The organism is Sphaerisporangium viridialbum, from assembly GCF_049674955.1.
GTDB lineage: Bacteria > Actinomycetota > Actinomycetes > Streptosporangiales > Streptosporangiaceae > Sphaerisporangium > Sphaerisporangium viridialbum.
The window spans coordinates 6,192,874-6,211,699 of the sequence record NZ_CP187232.1 but is presented as its reverse complement, the minus strand read 5'-3'; the positions used below and the strand labels follow the sequence as shown (position 1 = coordinate 6,211,699).

The 18,826-nt window shown below is 69.4% G+C and carries 18 protein-coding genes; 11 read left to right on the top strand and 7 right to left on the bottom strand.

Features of this window, described 5'->3' with window-relative positions:
* Positions 1-298: 298 nt before the first annotated feature.
* Positions 299-1,081 carry a hemerythrin domain-containing protein gene (locus ACOZ38_RS27865; RefSeq protein ID WP_424534123.1) on the bottom strand — a complete coding sequence of 261 codons (783 nt, stop codon included), beginning with the start codon at positions 1,079-1,081 and terminating at the stop codon, positions 299-301.
* 585 nt (positions 1,082-1,666) lie between these two features.
* Here ACOZ38_RS27865 and ACOZ38_RS27860 point away from each other — a divergent pair.
* From ACOZ38_RS27860 to ACOZ38_RS27845, 4 genes are all read left to right on the top strand, one after another.
* Entirely contained in the window at positions 1,667-1,951 is a 285-nt protein-coding gene (locus ACOZ38_RS27860) for a hypothetical protein (RefSeq protein WP_424534122.1), read from the top strand.
* A 220-nt stretch (positions 1,952-2,171) separates the two neighbouring features.
* A complete protein-coding gene (locus tag ACOZ38_RS27855) occupies positions 2,172-2,369 on the top strand; it encodes a hypothetical protein (protein WP_424534121.1) in 198 nt (65 codons plus the stop codon).
* Between the two features lie 133 nt (positions 2,370-2,502).
* Positions 2,503-3,582: a ParB-like protein gene (locus ACOZ38_RS27850; protein WP_424534120.1), complete on the top strand. Its 1,080-nt coding sequence runs from the start codon at positions 2,503-2,505 to the stop codon at positions 3,580-3,582.
* Between the two features lie 679 nt (positions 3,583-4,261).
* Positions 4,262-4,843 (top strand): class I SAM-dependent methyltransferase, encoded by a 582-nt coding sequence (locus tag ACOZ38_RS27845; RefSeq protein ID WP_424534119.1) that lies wholly within the window; start codon positions 4,262-4,264, stop codon positions 4,841-4,843.
* A gap of 119 nt (positions 4,844-4,962) precedes the next feature.
* Here the strand turns inward: ACOZ38_RS27845 and ACOZ38_RS27840 are convergent, their stop codons facing one another.
* Positions 4,963-5,604 carry a TIGR04282 family arsenosugar biosynthesis glycosyltransferase gene (locus tag ACOZ38_RS27840; RefSeq protein WP_424534118.1) on the bottom strand — a complete coding sequence of 214 codons (642 nt, stop codon included), beginning with the start codon at positions 5,602-5,604 and terminating at the stop codon, positions 4,963-4,965.
* A complete protein-coding gene (locus ACOZ38_RS27835; protein ID WP_424534117.1) occupies positions 5,601-6,257 on the bottom strand; it encodes a glycosyltransferase family 2 protein in 657 nt (218 codons plus the stop codon). Before ACOZ38_RS27835 ends, ACOZ38_RS27840 begins: the two co-directional genes overlap by 4 nt.
* Before the next feature lie 93 nt (positions 6,258-6,350).
* Between ACOZ38_RS27835 and ACOZ38_RS27830 the strand changes: the two genes are divergently transcribed.
* Positions 6,351-7,769, top strand: coding sequence for a hypothetical protein (locus tag ACOZ38_RS27830; protein ID WP_424534116.1), 1,419 nt, complete (start codon positions 6,351-6,353; stop codon positions 7,767-7,769).
* Positions 7,770-7,851: 82 nt separating this feature from the next.
* Here the strand turns inward: ACOZ38_RS27830 and ACOZ38_RS27825 are convergent, their stop codons facing one another.
* A complete protein-coding gene (locus ACOZ38_RS27825) occupies positions 7,852-8,838 on the bottom strand; it encodes an NAD-dependent epimerase/dehydratase family protein (protein ID WP_424534115.1) in 987 nt (328 codons plus the stop codon).
* Between the two features lie 397 nt (positions 8,839-9,235).
* Here ACOZ38_RS27825 and ACOZ38_RS27820 point away from each other — a divergent pair, with 397 nt between their 5' ends.
* From ACOZ38_RS27820 to ACOZ38_RS27805, 4 genes are read left to right on the top strand one after another with little or no spacing between them, the layout of a single operon-like run.
* On the top strand, positions 9,236-10,588 hold the full coding sequence (locus ACOZ38_RS27820) for a molybdopterin-dependent oxidoreductase (protein WP_424534114.1): 1,353 nt from the start codon (positions 9,236-9,238) through the stop codon (positions 10,586-10,588).
* Between the two features lie 17 nt (positions 10,589-10,605).
* The gene (locus ACOZ38_RS27815) at positions 10,606-11,103 is read left to right on the top strand and encodes a hypothetical protein (RefSeq protein WP_424534113.1); all 498 of its coding nucleotides are present in this window, start codon (positions 10,606-10,608) and stop codon (positions 11,101-11,103) included.
* A complete protein-coding gene (locus ACOZ38_RS27810) occupies positions 11,100-12,929 on the top strand; it encodes a glycoside hydrolase family 15 protein (protein ID WP_424534112.1) in 1,830 nt (609 codons plus the stop codon). Before ACOZ38_RS27815 ends, ACOZ38_RS27810 begins: the two co-directional genes overlap by 4 nt.
* A 2-nt stretch (positions 12,930-12,931) precedes the next feature.
* Complete coding sequence (locus ACOZ38_RS27805) at positions 12,932-13,066, top strand: hypothetical protein (RefSeq protein WP_424534111.1); 135 nt, start codon at positions 12,932-12,934, stop codon at positions 13,064-13,066.
* A 125-nt stretch (positions 13,067-13,191) separates the two neighbouring features.
* On the opposite strand, the gene ACOZ38_RS27800 is transcribed toward ACOZ38_RS27805, so the two are convergent.
* The 3 genes from ACOZ38_RS27800 to ACOZ38_RS27790 form a co-directional block, all read right to left on the bottom strand.
* Positions 13,192-14,484 (bottom strand): ArsB/NhaD family transporter, encoded by a 1,293-nt coding sequence (locus ACOZ38_RS27800; RefSeq protein WP_424534110.1) that lies wholly within the window; start codon positions 14,482-14,484, stop codon positions 13,192-13,194.
* The gene (locus ACOZ38_RS27795) at positions 14,481-14,924 is read right to left on the bottom strand and encodes a CBS domain-containing protein (protein WP_424534109.1); all 444 of its coding nucleotides are present in this window, start codon (positions 14,922-14,924) and stop codon (positions 14,481-14,483) included. The genes ACOZ38_RS27800 and ACOZ38_RS27795 overlap by 4 nt, the downstream gene beginning before the upstream one ends.
* Before the next feature lie 410 nt (positions 14,925-15,334).
* Positions 15,335-16,129, bottom strand: a complete 795-nt coding sequence (locus tag ACOZ38_RS27790; protein ID WP_424534108.1) for an IclR family transcriptional regulator domain-containing protein — start codon at positions 16,127-16,129, stop codon at positions 15,335-15,337.
* A gap of 194 nt (positions 16,130-16,323) precedes the next feature.
* Between ACOZ38_RS27790 and ACOZ38_RS27785 the strand changes: the two genes are divergently transcribed.
* Both ACOZ38_RS27785 and ACOZ38_RS27780 read left to right on the top strand, forming a co-directional pair.
* Positions 16,324-17,517: an LLM class flavin-dependent oxidoreductase gene (locus ACOZ38_RS27785; protein WP_424534107.1), complete on the top strand. Its 1,194-nt coding sequence runs from the start codon at positions 16,324-16,326 to the stop codon at positions 17,515-17,517.
* Positions 17,518-17,611: 94 nt separating this feature from the next.
* Positions 17,612-18,817 carry an ABC transporter substrate-binding protein gene (locus ACOZ38_RS27780; protein ID WP_424534106.1) on the top strand — a complete coding sequence of 402 codons (1,206 nt, stop codon included), beginning with the start codon at positions 17,612-17,614 and terminating at the stop codon, positions 18,815-18,817.
* Positions 18,818-18,826: the final 9 nt, after the last annotated feature.

Genomic DNA, 18,826 nt, shown 5'->3' with positions numbered 1-18,826 from the left:
ACGACGCCCCGCAGAAGGCGCACTGTATTCCATACTTCGTCCGAACCGGAAACAGGGGGACGAAGAACAGGGTGAATTGGTCGCGTGCCAAACTGGCGACCTCGCGTAATCAGGTGCTGGGAGATCGGCGCCGACATCCACGAGGGATTCCTCCGCCCGGCCGGCGCGCTCATCTGCTGGCGACCTGCTGATGCTCGACGAGCCCGGCATCGGCAGGGACACCGCGCGTCGCCGCGCCCTCTACAGGATCGACATGACCCGGCCCTGTGCTTGTTGCGACGCCGAGTCCGGCAAGAGGTCAGCGGGCTGAGGTTCGGCCGTGTCGGTGGTGGTGGGGGGATGACTTTCGGGGGGTGAACTGGGACAGGTCGTGGATGTGCAGGGCCTTTTCTATGTCGGCGACCCGGTGGACCACGGCGGTGAAGCCGCGTTGGCCGAAACGGCGGTGCTCCTCGGCCTCGAAGACCTCACCCAGGCGGGCGAACTCCCTGGCGGGCGTCACCTTGCGGAAGACGGGGAACACCACGGTGTCCTCCCGGGCCTCGTGGGGCTCGTACATGCGGATGAAGGCGGCCATGTCGGAGACCAAGGCGTGGCGCTGGTGGGCCGAGGCCCTGGAATGGTGGGTGGAGGCCAGGATGCGGGCGGTCACCTCTCGTCCCCGCTTGTGCTGCAGTTCCAGGACCGAGACCGTGTGACGGAGTCTGCCGGCCTCGCGCAGGCGCGGGAAGACGTACTTCTCTTCCAGGTACTCGTGGTAGCGCTCGATGAAGTCGCGGATGATGCGGGCCGCGGCGTGCAGCGGCTGGACGGGCACCTGCTCGCCGCGCTGGATCCGCCGGATCCCCTCCCGGTACACCAGCAGGATGCTCTTCAGCACCCCGTGCTCCCGCATGAGGTCCTCCGGAGGAGTCACCCCCGGCTTGTGCCCATGCCCGTGGACCTGCGAAGGGGACGCCGCCGCGAGAGCCGGGGTGTCGGATCCGGGATAGACGGCGAGGGGCACCGCGCCGGCCAGGGCGACGGTGGACAGGCTTAGCAGGTCACGGCGGCTCACCGCCGACGAGTGATGATCTTCCACAATATCTCCGTTTTGCCCGGTTCTCAGGTTTCACCGCACGCACCCGCGTGTGCACGGGAGAGGTCCCCCGTCCCGCTGGGCCCCACGCCGACACGTGGGTAAATGCTTGATCTGCGGCATTGCCTCCGACTCCTCCTGCCTCGGGTCATGTGGCTTCGCGGCCGTGACCGGATCAGGCGGGCGTCGCGCGAGCAGGGCGTTGGCCGTGATCGAGCCGTCAATGACGTATCGGACGCGTCCGACGCGTCATTTCCGCGTCCTGTGCGGCATTACGGTCGATACATGAACAAGGCAGAACTGATCGAAGAGGTCGGCAAGCGCACCGGAGCCGATCAAAAGAGCGCATGATATCGGACGGTGTCGCAGCTGTTAATAGGCGCCCCTCGTGACGGTTCAGCTGCTTCACCGCAGCGATACTAGCGCTAAGTCCCGCCTCGTCGTAAGAGCTTACTTTTCCAATGTCAAGGACGAGCAATGGAGGAAAGAGTCCATTTATGGCCGAGACGATAGGTCGGCAATCTTGATCTTGTCCCGTCGCGCCTTAGTTGGGAGTTAAGGATGTCACCCCGCATAAAGAGCGATGATATGTTCCCGCTCCTGATAGTCGGTCCCTATGCGCTGCTCATTATCAAGTTCGCTGTTGACACCTGGCCGAAGGCCGGCACGGGGGGAGGACTGGAGTTCCTGCTCAACCTCCTCGTGGCTGCGCCTTTCAGCTTCGTCTACGCGGCGATCATGTGGGGTGTGCGGCCTGTGGTCAACGTTGGGGCGCACGGCTTCCTCGTGACACTCGTGTTGGCCGGGCTCGTCCAAGCCGTGCTCATCTGGTGGCTCATGCTGCGAGGCCTCGGTCGACGCCGATCAAAGTGATTGCCGTGCAACGTACGGCCTGACCGTACATCCCCGTGTGGGGCTGTCGGGGTCGGGGAGGTAGTAGGCCGACTGATGGTCCCATAGTGCTTTCGGTTGTCTGGGCGCTTTACCAGGTGGGCGCATTCGCGTTCCAGTCCTTCAATAATGAACCGATGATCGTCGTGCAGATGTCCATCAGGCTTGCGGCGAGAAGGTCGCACTGCTCGGCGATGCGACTATGGATCTGAACAGGGAGGCCTGGCGGCTCGAATGGATTGCGAGCGGGCTGTTGAACCCCGACGAGGACATGTGGGAGGCCTGCAACCAGTCGCTGGTCAAGGCGTTGAACTCCGTCCACCAGAAGATCAGGAAGGAACTCGGCGTTCCGGGAAGCCTCCTGGCGAGGGAACCCGGTCTTGGAGGTGGCCCCTCCTGACCAGCCCGGGGTCCCGGAGAAGAACGATGTTCGCCTCCGGTTTCCCTGGACGTCAGGGACATGATCTCGTGTGTTGGTTGATTACCGGCACTCTCGCCGTCGACATACGCATTGACGACGAGGAGCACGTGTTATGCCCTTCAGATCTTCGTACCGCCGGGCCTCGGTGCTTGGGACGGCCCTCGCCGTCGTCGCCGGGACCGGTGTCGCCGTCTCGGCGCCGGCCGCGCTCGCGGCCCCCGGCTCGCCGGGTACACGGCCGTCGTTCTGCCAGCACGACAATCGCAGCACGCCGTTCGCGAAGTACCTGTGTGCCAAGCCTGGTGATCTGCTCGACGTTCGCATCGGTGACGTGCACCCGACCCAGCCGTCGCTGGGTTATGACGAGGTTTACTACAAGCTCGGCCGCTACACCCTCGGCAAGGACGCGATCAACAAGAAGTTCGACGACTGGTGCGAGGCCGACGGCCGGGTAGCGGCGGCGTCGGTGTCGCCCGGCGCGCGCCTGGACAAGCCGTCCTCGTTCACGTGCCAGCTCGCGGTCGGCGCGGAGACGGCGGACGGCATCGCCGCCATGAAGACCGTCGTCATCGGTCCCGGTGGCGAGCCGTTCCTCACCGACGGGCACCACACGCTCACATCCTTCTTCGAGACCCCCGACGGCGGCGGCGACCTGCACGTCCGGCTGCGAGTGCAGGCCAACCTGAGCACCCTCACCCGTCAGCGCTTCTGGAACGAGATGCGGGCGCACAAGTGGGTGTGGCTGCGCGGACCCAACGGCAACACGGTCACCGTGAACAAGCTGCCGACCAGCGTGGGGCTGGCCAACTTCACCAACGACAAGTACCGCAGCCTGCTCTACTTCGGGCGTGACATCGGCTACGCGCAGAACGGGCTGCCGTTCCAGGAGTTCTACTGGGGCAGCTGGGTCCGCGACGCCAAGCCGATCAACCTGGCCACGTGGGACCAGAAGGACCACGCCAGCTACCTGGGCACCGTCAAGGCACTGACCGAGGCGATCACCGCGTTGCCCAAGAACACCGTCGTCGACAACGGCTTCACCGCCGCCGAGCTCGGCGCGCTGGCCAAGTGGAACGACGGCAAGGCCGCCGACAAGGGCGAGTTCGACAAGCTGAGCAAGCCGTACTCCGACGCCAAGCCCGGCAAGCTGGCCTACACGCTTGAGTACAAGCGGGCGCACGGCCTGAGCTGAGGCCTCCGAAGCGGTACGGACGGGCGCCGCCCGTCATCCTGCATGACCGGCGGCGCGGAGGGCCACCCGGCGGTCCGGGGCGGACAAGATGTTTGACGAAGGAGGAAAAGATCTCTGTCTCGGCCGGCTCTCGCTGCGCTCGTTCCGAGGTGATCGGCTTGATCCGCTACCTGCGGGAGCCCACGCCTGCCACGGAGGCCGCCCAGCCGTAATGGTTCGCTGACAGGGTTCCAGGGCTCGACGAACGTTCCTCCGGGGCCGGCCGGGTCGCAGGGCGATGTCCGCTGCGCGACCCGGCGAAGAGATGGTCCCTATGGGACGTATATACATTGGTTTAGTGAATTTTAGGCGATGTATTTGGCGTGCCGATCCCGCTATTCAATGCGAATGTGCCAAAGGTTCGTGCCCACGCCAGTGGTGATGCGTCCTACCTGGTCAGGACACCTTCACTGCGGTCAGCGGCCCCCGCATCACGTCACAGACTCGTAAGAGTCAACGAATGCATTCCGCTGTAGCGTCGGACTGTGATCGATCATTTCGCCATGAGCGGTCGTCCGCCGCGTTCGCCCGCGGTATACGGGCCGGTTCACGACAATCGCGGCGGTCCCGGCTTTCCTGCTACGGGATCCGGCGAACGGGGGGACGCCGCGTGATCGGTGCCTTCTATGAGGACGCCTTGATGGGAGGGGACGTGGACGTCGAGTACTCCGACGGACGGGTCCGGCCCCTGGCCGCCGAGCGGTGGCTGCGGCCGATCGAGGGTGACGGGGAACTGCTGGCCAGGTGCGGCGGGCCGACGCTCGATGTCGGTTCCGGACCCGGCCGGCTGACCGCGGCCCTGGCCCGGATGGGCGTGCCGGTCCTCGGCATCGACATCACCCCGCTGGCGGTGACGCTGACGCGGCGCGCCGGTGCGCCGGCGCTGCGCAGAAGCGTCTTCGAGCGGCTGCCCGGCACCGGCCGCTGGGCCGTGGCGCTGCTGGCCGACGGGAACATCGGCATCGGCGGCGACCCGGACGCCCTGCTGCGCCGGCTCCGCGAACTGGTACGGCCCGGCGGCGCGGTGATCGCCGAGCTGGCGCCGCCCGGGTCGCCGAGCATGGTGGAGTGGGTGCGGCTGCGTCGCGGCGGGCAGGCGGCCGACTGGTTTCCCTGGGCGACGGTCTCCGCCGACGACATCGGACCGCTCGCCCGCAGCTGTGGCTTCCCTTTCGCGGATCAGTGGAATGAGGCGGGACGATGGTTCGCCACCCTGACCTGAAGAATCCGAGGGATCCAAGAGATTCGAGGGATCCGCAGAGCCTGGAGGGAGTGAGCGGACGGGCCGGGGGTTCGTGCGGGGCGTTTCCGCAGTGGGCTGCACTCCGGCTTCTTATGCGGTCAGTGCGCGGCCATGCTCAGGCGCACGGCGTCCAGCGTCGCGGCGAACCGGGTGCCGGGGGACTGCGCGGCGACGTGGAGGGCGTCGGCGAAGGTGTCGACGTCGCGCAGTTCGGGCATGAGGGCCGTGCTCAGTCCGGCTTGGCGCAGGCGCCGGAGCTGGGCCGCTCCGGTGCCCGGTTGTGACATGGGCACTCCGAGCAGCAGTGCGGGGTCGGGGCGGCGCAGGCCGAGGAGCCAGAAGCCGCCGTCCGCGGCGGGGCCGTACACCGCGTCATGCCCGGTCAGCGCGTCGGCGGCGGCTTCGAGCAGGGGCGGGGTGAGCTGAGGGGTGTCCATGCCGACGAGCACGGTCGGCATGGGGTGCAGCCCGTGGGCGTCGGTGAAGGCGGCCGCGAGCCGCTCGTCCAACCCACGCCCGCGTTGCGGGATCACCGTGAAACCGGGAGGCAGCCAGGGACCTGGCAGCCCTTGGAGGGCGAGGACCTGGTGCGCCGCGCACGTCGCGGCCACCGTGTGCAGGGTGTCCTCCAGGGCGGCGGCCGCGAGCCGGGCGGCCTGTTCCTCGGTGCAGGGCGGGCAGAGTCGGGTCTTGACCTGGCCGGGTACCGGCTCCTTGGCGATGACCAGGATCTGCGTCACGCGGTCTCCCTGATGACCCGCCGCATGTCGCCGATGGCGCGCACGGTGCCGCGTACCGTGCCGGTGACCTTGGAGGGGCCCGCGCGCGGAAGGTAGTCCACCTCGGCCTCGGCGATCCGCCAGCCGTCCGCGGCGGCGCGCAGCACCATCTCCAGCGGGTAGCCGAACCTGCGGTCACGCAGGGCCAGGGCGAGGAGCCCGGTGCGGCGGGCCGCGCGCATCGGGCCGAGGTCGTGCAACGCGGCCCCGGTGCGGCGGCGCAGCCGGTGGGCCAGCAGGGCGTTGGCGGCGCGCGCGTGCGGCGGCCAGGCGCCGGGCGACCGGGCGATCCGCCGGCCGAGCATCAGGTCGGCGTCTCCGGCTCCTACGGGCCTGGTCACCCTGGGCAGTTGCCGCGGGTCGAGGGAGGCGTCGGCGTCCATGAAGGCGACGATGTCCGAGGTCGCGGCCAGCAGCCCGGCGTGGCAGGCGGCGCCGAACCCGCGCCGCGGCTCCACGAGCACCCGGGCCCCGAGGCTGGTGGCGATCTTCACCGAGTCGTCCGCCGACCCGTTGTCCACCACGATGGGCCGGTAGCCGGACGGCATGCGCTCCAGGACCCAGGGAAGCGCGGCCTCCTCGTCCAGGCATGGCAGTACCACGTCGATCTCCATGGGTCCGACGCTAAGGCAGGGCAGGCCTGAAAATTCTTACGGTGTGGTGACGCCGTCTTCAAAATAAGCCCAGCTCAGACCTACTGTTACGGTGTGGCGGAAAGATCGGATCGGGGAACGGCCGCTCCTGCCGTCCGCAGGTACGAGGCGGGCGGCGGGAGCGGCCGCCGGACGCGCGGGGCGCTCGCCGGGTGGGCGGTGCTGATCGCTGGCTGCTTCGCGGTGGGGGCGGTCCTGCACGCGCTGGGCGTGCTGCGGATCGATCAACTGCCGCCGCTGCACGCGCACTTCCGGGTGCTCACGGTCACGCTGCTGCCGGCGGTCGCCTTCGCGGTGGTCGCCGTACGGAACTTGCCGGGATGGGTAAGGCAGGGCGGGTTCGGACGAGCCCTGCTGGTCGCCTGCGGGTGCGCGCTGGCCTGGACGATCTTGTTGGCCATATCGGCCGACGGACTGGCCGCACCGTTCACCCACCGCGAGGAGTACCTGGCCGTGCTGCCCGCCGTGGGTCACGACCCGCTCGGCTGGCTGGCCGGCTTCACGCAGCGGCTGCCGGAGTATCCGACGCACGTGCGGGGGCATCCGCCGCTGCCGGTGCTCGTGGTGTGGGCGCTCGCTGCTGTGGGTCTGGGCGGGCCGTTGTGGGCGGCGATCCTGGTGATCCTCGTCGGCTGTTCGGCCACGGTGGCGATCGGGCTGACCGTGCGCCGCCTGGCGGGGGAGGAGGCGGCCCGGCGGGCATTGCCGTACCTCGCCCTCACCCCGGCCTCGGTCTGGATCGCCACCACGATGGACGCCTTCTTCGCGGGTGCCGGCGCGTGGGGCGTCGCGCTCCTGGTGCTCGGCCGGAGTAAAGCGGCCAGGACGTGGTTCGCGGGCGGGGCGGGGGTGCTGCTGGGCACTCTGCCGTACCTGAGCTACGGGCTGGTCCCTTATCTGGTGATCCCGCTGGCCGTCGCCGTGCTGGTCCGGCTGCCGCGCCCGGCGGTGCTCGCGGCCCTGGCGGGTGCGGCGGCCGTGACGGGCGTGTTCGCGGCGGCGGGTTTTTCGTGGCTCGCCGGGGTGACGGCCACCCACGCGGAGTGGGCGGCCGACCCGGGCGCGGCCCGCCCCTACCTGTACTTCCTGGTGGCGAACCTGGCCGTCCTCGCTCTGATCACGGGACCGGCCACGACCGCGGGCCTCGTCCACGCGGGGCACCACCTCACCCACTGCCCGGCCGTCACCGCGGTCGGCGGGAATCCTCGTGCCCACATCCCCATGTCCGGGATCGCGGCCGCCGTGATGAACCTGGCACGCCGCCACGGGATCGCCGCCGTGGTGGCCGCGGCGCTGGTAGCGGTGCTGGCGCTGGACGTCAGCGGGGTGACGCGGGGGGAGGTGGAGCGCATCTGGGTGCCCTTCGCCGTGTGGATCGGCCTGTCGGCGGCGTACGCTCCCGGCCGCCGCATGCTCGCCGCGCAGGTGGTCACCGGCCTGCTGCTGCAGGGGCTGGTCGCCTCCCCCTGGTGACCTCCCTCTCGCGTCGCCGACACGGCCCGCGGCCCGGCGTGACGCCTTCTTCGTCGCCCCACCGGGACCTCACATGGGCGGGTCAGGCAAGAGGAGCGTCGGCGAACTCCTTCATGCCCTCGGCGAAGGTGGTGCGCGCCCGGAAGCCGAGTTCTTCGGCGGCCCGGCCGGGTGAGGCCACGATGTGCCGGACGTCGCCGAGCCGGTACTCGCCGGTGAGGACCGGGTCCGGGCCGCCCCGCTCGGCGGCGAGCGCGGCGGCCATCTCGCCGACCGTGTGCGGCTCGCCGCTGGCGATGTTGTACGCGGCCAGGGCTCCCGGCGTGCCGCCGGACAGGGCGGCGAGGTTCGCCCGGGCGACATCGCGGACGTGCACGAAGTCGCGCCGTTGCCGGCCGTCCTCGAACACCCTCGGCGCGCGGCCCGCCTCCAGCGCGGACCGGAAGATCGCCGCCACCCCGGAGTACGGCGTGTCCCTGGGCATCCTCGGCCCGTACGCGTTGTGGTAGCGCAACGCGACCGCCGTGCCGCCGGTCTCCCGCGCCCAGTTGGCGGACAGGTGCTCCTGGGCGAGCTTGGTGCTGGCGTAGGCGTTGCGCGGGTCGGCGGGCGCGTCCTCGCCGATCGTGACGGGCGCCACGGGCGAGCCGCACCAGGGGCAGCGCGGTTCGAACCGTCCCTGTGCCAGGTCCGCGGCGGCACGTGGACCCGGCCGCACCCGCCCGTGCCCGGGGCATTCGTAGGCCCCCTCTCCGTAGACGACCATGGAGGACGCCAGCACCAGCCGCCCGATGCCATGCCCGGCCATCGCCGTGAGCAGGACGGCGGTGCCATAGGCGTTGACCGACGTGTACTCCGGCAGGTCGGCGACGTCCACGCCGAGCCCGACCTTGGCGGCCTGGTGCACCACCGCCTCCATGCCGGGGAGCACGCGGTCCAGGACGGCGGTGTCGCGCACGTCCTCCCCGTTCCGAAGATCGACACCCGTCACGTCGTGCCCGGCCTCCTCCAGCGCCTCGACGACATGACTTCCGATGAATCCGGCCGAACCGGTCACGAGTATCCTCACCCGGCCGACGGTAGGCCCCATCCCACCAGTCCTGGCGGAACGGCCCAGGAGCGTTCGAAGGCCGTAAGAATTCTTGGCCGACACCGGCGGCGGCCTTTCCCGGATCCCCGGCACTGAACTATGGGGTTGCCACACCATCCCGGCCGACGGCAGCGCCCCGTAAGCGGCGACACCGCGGCCCTGGAGGCCGCCCTGGACACGACGCTCGCCCACATCGCGTTCCGGACCACCTGACGTACGCGGTCTTCCCGCTGCTCCCGCTTGGGGAAAGCCATTCTCCCGGAGACGGAGTATGACGGAAAACAGGGCGTGGTCCGACTTTGGCCGATGGTGTTCGCGGTGAGAACTGGCGGTAGGTCGGTGGCCGGCTCCTGCCTGCGCCGGCTTCGGGGGGATCATGTCGGATGCGTCGGACGGGCGCCGCCACCATCAGGGTCGGTCTGCGGCAAGCAGGCCCGGCGAGCGGCTGAGGGCGTACCTGCGGGGGCAGGAGCGTCCGCCGGGCCCGTTCCGGCCGGAGTTCTGGCGCAGTCCGCTGCGTGGCCCATGGCTGACCTCCGTGTTCGGGCTGGTGCTGCTGGTCGGGCTTCCGCTGGTGGCCATCACGGGCCTGATCTCGTACGCCGCCTATGATCCCCGGCTACCGGGCAACGACATCACGCCGGAAAGAGGGCTGTTCGGCTTCTATCTCTTCGACTGGCCGACCAGCCCGGTCTGGCTCTACCGCGTCACCCAGGGCGTGCACGTCATCCTCGGCCTGACGCTGGTGCCGATCCTGCTGGCCAAGCTGTGGTCGGTGATCCCCAAGCTGTTCGCCTGGCCGCCGACCGGCACCCCGGCGCAGACGCTCGAACGGGCCAGCCTGCTGCTCCTGGTCGGCGGCGCGGTCTTCGAGTTCGTCACCGGCATCCTCAACATCCAGCTCTTCTACGTCTTCCCCTTCTCCTTCTACCCGGCGCACCTGTACGGCGCATGGATCTTCCTGGCCGCGCTGGCGGTGCACATCGCCATCAAGCTGCCCCGGCTGCTCACATCCCTGCGATCCCGCAGCTTCCGTCAGGAACTGCGCACATCTCTGCGCGACACGCGCCCGGAACCACCTGACCCCGACGGCCTGGTCGCCGCCGCTCCCGCGCCGCCGACCATCTCACGCCGGGGCCTGCTGGCCTTCGTCGGCGGTGGCTCCCTGACCGTACTCGGCCTGTCGGCCGGGCAGACGATGGACGGGCCGCTGCGGCGTACCGCGCTACTCGCCCCGCACGGGCGGTACTACGGGTCCGGGCCGAACGACTTCCAGGTGAACAAGACGGCGGCGAGCGTGGGCGTCGTCGCGGCCGAAACCGGGCCCGAGTGGCGGCTGACGGTGCATGGCGTCCGTCAGGTGCGGCTGTCGCGTGAGGAACTGCTGGCCATGCCGCTGTACACCTACCGGTTGCCGATCGCCTGCGTGGAGGGATGGTCCACCGAACAGACGTGGACCGGCGTCCGGCTCACCGACTTGGCACGTTTGAGCGGGGCGGACGGCGGCGCGGGCGTCTACGTCCGCTCGCTGCAGCGGGGCGGCGTGTTCAGCCACGTGTCGCTGAGCCCGGGGCAGGCGACCGATCCCCGCTCCCTGCTGGCGCTGCGGGTCAACGGCGCCGACCTGTCGCTGGACCACGGGTTCCCCGCCCGGATCATGGTGCCCAACGCCCCCGGCGTGCACAACACCAAGTGGGTGCGCGAGCTCGACTTCCGGGCCCCGCCATGAGGGGCGGGATCAGTGCCATGAGGGGCAGGATCGGCGAGGCGCGCCGGCGGGCGCGAGAACGCTATGGCGCCGGTCTGTGGCACCTGTTCGCGCTGTTCGCCTGTTTCGGGGTGGCCGCCTACGCCCTCACCCGCGTCATCGCCGCCGGCATCCTGCTGGGATTCCTGCTGTGGTTCCTCGGAGCCGTGATCCTGCACGATCTCGTCGTCCTTCCTCTCTACTCCGCGGCGGACCGTCGCCTACAGCGCCTCCCAGCGGTGGCCGATAGGCGACCGGGGCCGTCGGTCGACTACCTGCGGGTACCGGCGGGGCTGTCGGGGCTGCTGCTGCTTATCTGGTTCCCCCTCATCCTGCGCGCGTCCGAGTACAACTACCGGAAGGCGACGGCCCTGAGCACCGACCCGTACCTCGGCCGATGGCTGCTGGTCACCCTGGCGCTCTTCGCCGGGTCCGCACTCGTCTACGCCGTGCGGCGCGTGGCCGGCGACCGCCGGGCCGGCAAGGCGCACCGGTGAGCACCCGGCCGATCGGCGACTACGCGATGTTGTCGGACTGCCGGTCGGCCGCCCTGGTGAGCCGCGATGGCTCGGTGGACTGGCTGTGCCTGCCTCGCTTCGACAGCCCCGCGATCTTCGCCCGGCTGCTCGATGACGATGCCGGCCACTGGACGATCGGCCCGGCCTGCCCGGCCGAGGTCACCCGCCGCTACGTCCCCGGCACCCTGGTGCTGGAGACCACGTTCCGTACCCGTGAGGGCACGCTGGTCCTGACGGACGCTCTCGCCCTGGGCGCCGGGGAGCGTGGGCACGATCTGGGAGCGTCCTCCGCCGGGATGGTGCTGCGGCAGGTGACCTGCGTCGAGGGCAGTGTGGCCGTGGACGTGGCCTACGCGCCGCGTCCGGAGTTCGGCCTCGTCCACCCGCTGATGCAGCCCGTCCGCGGCGGTCTGATCGCGCGTGGCGGTGCGACCGCGCTGACCCTGTCCAGCCCGGTGGAGTTGCGGGTGAGCGGCTCCGTCGCGGACGCCGCCGTCACCTTGAGTGCTGGGCAGAGCCTCGGCTTCGCGCTTCAGGCCGGCTGGGCATGGGACCCTGATCCGCCGTGCCGCACCTCTCGCGAGGTACGGCGCAGGGTCAAGGACACTGTCCGGGGCTGGCGTTCGTGGTCACGGCTGCACGCGAACTACGAAGGCCCCTGGCGCGATCTGGTCGAGCACAGCGGCAGAGTGCTGAAGGCGATGACGTACGCCCCCACAGGGGCCGTCGTCGCCGCGGTCACCACATCCCTGCCCGAGTGCATCGGCGGGGAGCGCAACTGGGACTACCGCTACACCTGGGTCCGGGACGCCAGCTTCACCCTGCAGGCCCTGTCCACCGCCGCCTGCGAGATCGAGGAGACCGCCTTCTTCGGCTTCCTGGCCCGCGCCTCGGCCACACAGCTCGATCGCGGCGCCGATCTGCAGATCATGTACGGCGTCGGCGGCGAACGCGACCTGAGCGAACGACGTCTGCCGCACCTGCGCGGCTGGCGCGGCAGCTCTCCGGTACGGGTAGGCAACGACGCCTGGCACCAGGCCCAGCTCGACGTCTACGGGGAGTTGCTGGACGCCGCCCACCAGACCTACTGCGATACCGGCCCGTTCGACCCGTTCACCCGCGCGATGCTGGTCGGGGTGGCCGAGGCCGCCGCCCGTCGCTGGAGGGAGCCGGACCAGGGCATCTGGGAGGTCCGCGGGCCCAGCCGGCACTTCACGCATTCCAAGCTGATGTGCTGGGTCGGGCTGGACCGGGCCATCCGGCTCGCCCCCCTGCTGGGAGCGAGCGGACGCGTCGGTGACTGGACGCACGTCCGGGACGAGATCCGCGCCGCGATCCTGAACCAGGCGTGGAACGAGCGCATCGGCGCCTTCACGCAGACCTTCGGCGGCACCGGCCTGGACGCCGCGCTCCTGGTGATGCCGCTGGTCGGATTCCTCGCCCCAGACGATCCACGGGTCCGGTCCACCGTGCGCGCCATCGCCACCCGTCTGAGCGACGCCCGCGGCCTCGTCCACCGCTACCACGCCGCCGACGGGCTCGCCGGACAGGAGGGCACGTTCCTGCTGTGCACCTTCTGGCTCGCGCACGCCCTGGCCCTCACCGGCGAGCAACCCGCGGCCAGAAGGGTGTTCGAGACCGCCGCCTCGTACGCCAACGACGTCGGCCTGCTCAGCGAGGAGGTCGACTCGGCCACCGGGGAGCCGATCGGCAACTATCCGCAGGCTCTCAGCCACATCGGCCTGATCAACGCAGCCCATGCCATACGTGACACATCTCGGTCTCGCAGGGCGATGAGCGGATGATCGTGACCGAGGAGATCGGTCACGTCGAGATGCTCGCGACGATGGACGCCCGGCCGTGGTCGATGGCGGTGGTGGTGGGGATCAAGAGGCGGGCCAGGACACGGCGGATTTCGGCGAGGGAGGGCCTACGCGATTGAGGCGTCGCCTTCGGTGAGCAGGCCGATCGTGATCAGGAAGGCTGCAGCCAGGCCCAGGATCGGTGATCGTGTCCCGCAGCGGGCGGCAGGTCAGTCCTGTGGCGCTGCTTGACAACTTCTTGCGGTCATAGGAGATAGCGAAGCCACAGGTAGGGCGTCACCAGCGCCACCGTGACGAAGGTGACGATCAGCCCGTACTTGGTGAACTCCCAGAAGCTGATCGGGGTGCGGTTGCGGGCGGCGATGCCGATCACCACGACGTTGGCGGCGGCGCCCACAGCGGTCGCGTTCCCGCCGAGGTCGGCGCCGAAGCCCAGCGCCCACCACAGCACCTGCCCGTTCCCGTCGCCGCCGTTGGCCTGGACGAGGTCGGCGACGATGGGGCTCATCGTGGCCACGTAGGGGATGTTGTCCACGATCGCCGACAGCCCCGCCGAAGCCCACAGCAGCACCATCGTGGTCACGCCGAGCTGTCCGTGCGTCGCCTCCACAGCCAGCCGCGAGACCTGGCCGATCACCCCGGTCTCCACCAGGGCGCCGACCATGACGAACAGGCCCATGAAGAACACCAGCGTCGGCCACTCCACCTCGGCGATCGCCTGTTCGGTGGTGACCTTGGTGGCTGCAACCAGGATTCCGGCGCCCAGGATGGCCACCACCGACGGCTCGTAGTGCAGCACGGGGTGCAGCACGAAGGCGGCCATCACGAGGGCCAGCACGGCCAGGCTCTGCCACAGCAGGCGCCGGTCGGCGATCGCCTCGCGTTCGTCGAGCTGCATGATCTCAGCAGCGCGGTCGGGGTCGTAGCGGAACGCCCTGCGGAACGTCAGCCGACACAGGCCGATGAACACCACCATCACGATGAGGATCATCGGTGCCATGTGGAGGAGGAAGTCGTTGAAGGTCAGCCCGCCGCGGCTGGCGATGATGATGTTGGGCGGATCGCCGACCAGGGTGGCGGTGCCACCGATGTTGGACGCCATCGCCTCCGCGATGAGGAAAGGAACGACCGGCAGCGCGAGCCGTTCGCACACCAGGAACGTGACAGGCGCGATCAGCAGCACAGTGGTGACGTTGTCCAGCAGCGCCGAGGCAAGCGCGGTGATGACGACCAGCAGGACCATCAGCCGGTAGGGCTTGCCGCGTGCCCGTTTCGCGGCCCAGATGGCCAGGTACTCGAAGACGCCCGTCTGCTTGAGTACGCCGACGATCACCATCATGCCCAGCAGCAGGAAGATGACGTTCCAGTCGACCCCGGTCTCCCGCGAGAAGAACGCGGCATCGGCGCCACTGGCGTGGATCAAGAGCATGATCGCGGCACCGCCCAGCGCGGCGGCGACCCGGTGGATCTTCTCGGTGGCGATCAGCGCGTAGGCGCCGAGGAAGACCGCCACCGAGATCCAGGCGAGCGTCGTCATGCGCCGAGCATCCGGTCCATGAGCGCCTGCAGGGTGACCGCGCCCAGCAGCCGACCCTCCTCCACCACCGCCACCAGCGGGCTGCGGGTACGCGCCATCAGCGCGGCGATCTCCAGTACGGTGGCGTCCGGATCGGTGACCGGTAGCTCGCGCGGGTGGGGCGGCAGCAACTGGCGTACGGTCTGGCCAGCCACGTTGCGCAAGAAGGTGTCGGCGTGTGCCTCGTCCACCACCCGCGCCAACGCCGGATCGTCTTGACAGTAGCCGGGCACTGCCAGAGCCAGCACCTGGGTCCCTGCCAGGATGCTGAACGGCAGGCCGCCCTCGTCCACCACGATCAGACCGGGCAGGTCCTGGTCGGCCAGCAGCCGGGCAGCGTCCAGGACGGGAGCGTCCAGGGCGACGGTGGGGTAATCGGTGAGCAGGTGACGAGCGCGCATGGCGGCCCCTTCGGGATCGACGGCAGAACTTGCCGACCAGGCTTCCCGGCGCACCTGTCGGCACTCTATCAACGATCGCGATCTGGCAGGGAGTGGGCCGGTGCCCACTATCGACGCATCGCCGCGTCAAGTTCGCCGAGGGCATCGGCGAACTCCAATCGTCTCGATGCGTACGTGGTCGTGAAACCACTCCAGGCGGCATCGGCGGCTCGTCGGGGTTGACGTCGCAGTCCACCAGTGCGGGCCCGTCGTGGGCCAGCGCTGGTGGACGGCCTCGGGGAGTTTCCCGGGCGCGGTCACCTTGGCCCTGTGCGCGCCGCAGGCGCGCCAGGCTTCGGTCTTGCGCTGGTACCGGCCCGGTCGGCCGGTACGGCCTCCCCGCCGCCGTGATCGTCGCCGCCCACCGATCGCTAGAGATTCAGGGCGAGATCTCGCGATGCCGCCGAGACCGTGCGGAGCAGGTGGGGGAGCACCTCGTCGGTCATCTGCTCGCGACTGCGCAGCGTGGCCTGGCTGCCGACTTTGATCGCGGCCACCGCCTTGCCGTCCTTGCCGCGGACCGGCGCGGCGATGGCGAGCACGTGGGGGCTGAGCCGTCCTTCGACCAGCGCCCACCCCTGGGCGCGGATCTGATCCAGCTCGGCGCGCAGGGCGCCCTCGTCGACCACAGTCCGCGGTGTGTAGGTCTCCCGCTCGCTGGTGGCGAAGTACTCGGCGAGCTGGGCCTCGGGGAGGTCGGCCAGGAGGACAAGACCGGTCGACACCGTGTGCGCGGGAACCCGGTCACCGACCGCCAGCCCACCGTCGGCCGGGCGCCCGGACCTGGCCCTGGCCACATAGATTACGTGGCCGCCGTCGCGTACCGCCGCCGAGGCGTCCTCGGAGAACCGCGCGGCCAGCGTGGTGAGCCGTGGCTGGAGCGTCTCGGTGAGCGACAGGCTCGTCAGGTAGGCGTAGCCGAGTTCGAGCGTGCGCGGGAGCAGGAAGAACTGGCGGTGGTCCCGCCCGACATAGCCCAGCGACTCCAGGGTCATCAGCAGCCGGCGGGCGACCGCCTTGCTGAGGTGACCCCGCTCGGCGACCTCGGTGAGCGTCAGCGGACCCCGCTCGTCGGCGAAGACACGGATCACGGTCAGCCCGCGTTCGAGGCTCTGCACATGCTCCGAGGAGCGCTCTAGCTCTGTCTCCTGGTCCACCCTTACCATGCGTGCCCCTCCGAAGCTGGATCGAACTATCTTCGCATAGTGAACCAGAAGTCGTCGCCGGCTGAGCACGCCTTGCGAAGTATGGGGGGAGATTCGACCATAAGTGAGCCTTGACATGTTACCTCTGGCGTGTCCACTATGGCGAACGAAATTCGAATAGCGAACTTTCTGCTGTGGTGGGGAAGAGGAGAGCGATGTCAGGACATCTACGGTTCGGGAGCTTCATGCCGCCCTACCACAGCCCGCTGAACAACCATGCCCTGGCGATCGAGCGCGACCTTGAGACCGTCGAACTGCTCGACGGGCTTGGGTACGACGACGTCTGGTTCGGTGAGCACCACTCCGGTGGCTACGAGTGTTCGCCGATGCCCGAGCTGATGATCGCTGCCGCGGCGCAGCGCACCCGCCGGATCCGGCTCGGCACGGGGGTGATCTCCCTGCCCTACCACCACCCGCTGATGGTGGCCGACCGGATGGTCTTCCTCGACCACATGACGAGGGGACGGTGCATCTTCGGAGTCGGTCCCGGCGCGCTGGTCGCCGACTCCCAGATGATGGGGATCGACTACGGCGACCTCCGCCCGCGCATGGAGGAGTCGCTCGAAGCGATTCTCGAACTGCTGACCTCGCCGGAACCCGTCACCCGCAAGGCCGAGTGGTTCGAGCTGCGGGACGCCCAGTTGCACGTCCGCAGTCACACCAGGCCCATGGTCCCGATCGCCGTTGCGGGAGCGGTCTCGCCGACGGGCCCCAAGCTGGCCGGCCGGCACGGACTGAGCCTGCTCTCCTTTGGCGCCGCGTCGACCGTCGGCTTCAACAAGCTGGCCGGCACCTGGGAGATCGTCGAGGCGGAGGCCGCGGCGTCCGGCGCCCGGGTGGAGCGCGAGGACTGGGCACTCGTCGGCTACATGCATGTGGCCGAGACCGAGCGTCAGGCGCGTGACGAGGTGCGCTACCAGATCCGGAGCTTCTTCGACTACCACCACACCGTCGCGCCGCCCCTGCTGGCCGACGTCGAGACGATGACGCACGACGAGCTCATCGACGGCATCAACGCCTCCGGCGCCGGCATCGTCGGAACCCCCGACATGGCCGTCGCACACCTGCGGAAGCTGGTGGACCGGACCGGCGGCTTCGGCACTTTCCTCATCAGCAGCGTCGACTGGGCCAACCGCGAGGCGACGCGTCGCAGCCTCGAACTCTTCGCACGCGAGGTCATCCCGCACTTCGACGGCAGCATTCCGGCGCGGGCGGCCGCCTTCGCGCGGGCCAAGGCGCGGCAGGTCGCGGACGGCCGGCTCAGGGACGCCGGCCGTGAGAAGGCGACGGCCGCCTACAACGTGGCCGCGACGGCGATCGGTCAGCCGGATCGGGGCACCGTCTCCTGACCTCTGGCCCGCGCGCTCCCTAACCCATCAACAGTCATCTCGGGACACCCATCCCGGTCGGGGCGATATTCCAGCACCACCGTAGGAGTTCAGCATGCCCAAAAACACCCTCTGGTCCCGTAGCGTGCGCGTGGGTGCGGTAACACTTGCGCTTTCGGTGACATCGCTCGGCCTGACCGCATGCGGCGGTGAGTCGGCCGAGCCGGCTGCCGACAACATCGTGATCTTCCAGACCAACTCGTTCAGTGGCCAGGTCTCGAACAAGCCGCAGACCAAGACCGGCGCCCAGGCCGCCGTCGACGAGATCAACAAGGCCGGTGGGATCAACGGTCGCCGCCTCGAACTCGTCACCTGCGACAACACCGGTGACCCCAATGTCACCAACACCTGCCTCAAGAAGGCGCAGGAGGTCAAGGCGGCGGCGTTCGTGGGCTCGGCCATCTACTTCCCCGCAACCTGGAAGCTCCTCGAGCAGGCGAACATCCCCTATCTGCTCGGCACCGGGCTCACCCCCGACGAGTACAAGGCCAAGAACTCCTTCCCGCTCTCCGGGCAGGCCGGCTGGTACTACGGCATCGCCGACTATCTGAAGCAGCTCGGCGTCTCCCACCCGGCCATCATCCGGTGTGAGATCGACGCCTGCGCCTACGGCGAGACCCTCCTCGCCGAAGCGCTGAAGCAGCAGGGCATGCCGGAGGCGAGGAGCGTGGTGGCGCCGCTGTCGACCACCGACTACAGCAGCTTCGCCGCCGCGGCGATGCGCGGCGACACCGACGCCGTCGTGGTCACGGGCAGCGAGGCGACCGCGACGTCCGAGGCCAAGGCGTTGTACCAGCAGGGCTTCAAGGGCAAGGTGATCAGCGTCTCGGCGTGCATCTCCACCCCGGCCGTCCCCAACCTCGGCGATGCCGGCAAGGACCTGTATGTGGTGGGCCTGCTGCAGCCCCCCACCCTGGACACCCCGCTGATGCGGACGTTCACCCAGAGCATGGACGCGGTCGACAAGGGCGCCAAGAAGGACGAGCTCGCCCTCTCGGCGTACGCGGGCGTCAAGCTCTTCGCCGAGCTCGCCAAAGGCCTCTCGGAGGTGAACGCCACGACGGTGCTGGACGCGCTGCAGAACGCGAAGGCCGGTGCCTACGACATCGGCTTCACCGCGCCGCTGCCCGGGGCCACGACCTCGCCGATCGCGGAGCTGCCCCAGCTGAAGTTCTCGCCGACCGTCACCTACAGCCAGATCCTCGACGGCACCATCAAGGAGAGCGTGGCCGGCTTCCACAACCCGTTCGTGGCGGCCTGACGCATCCGG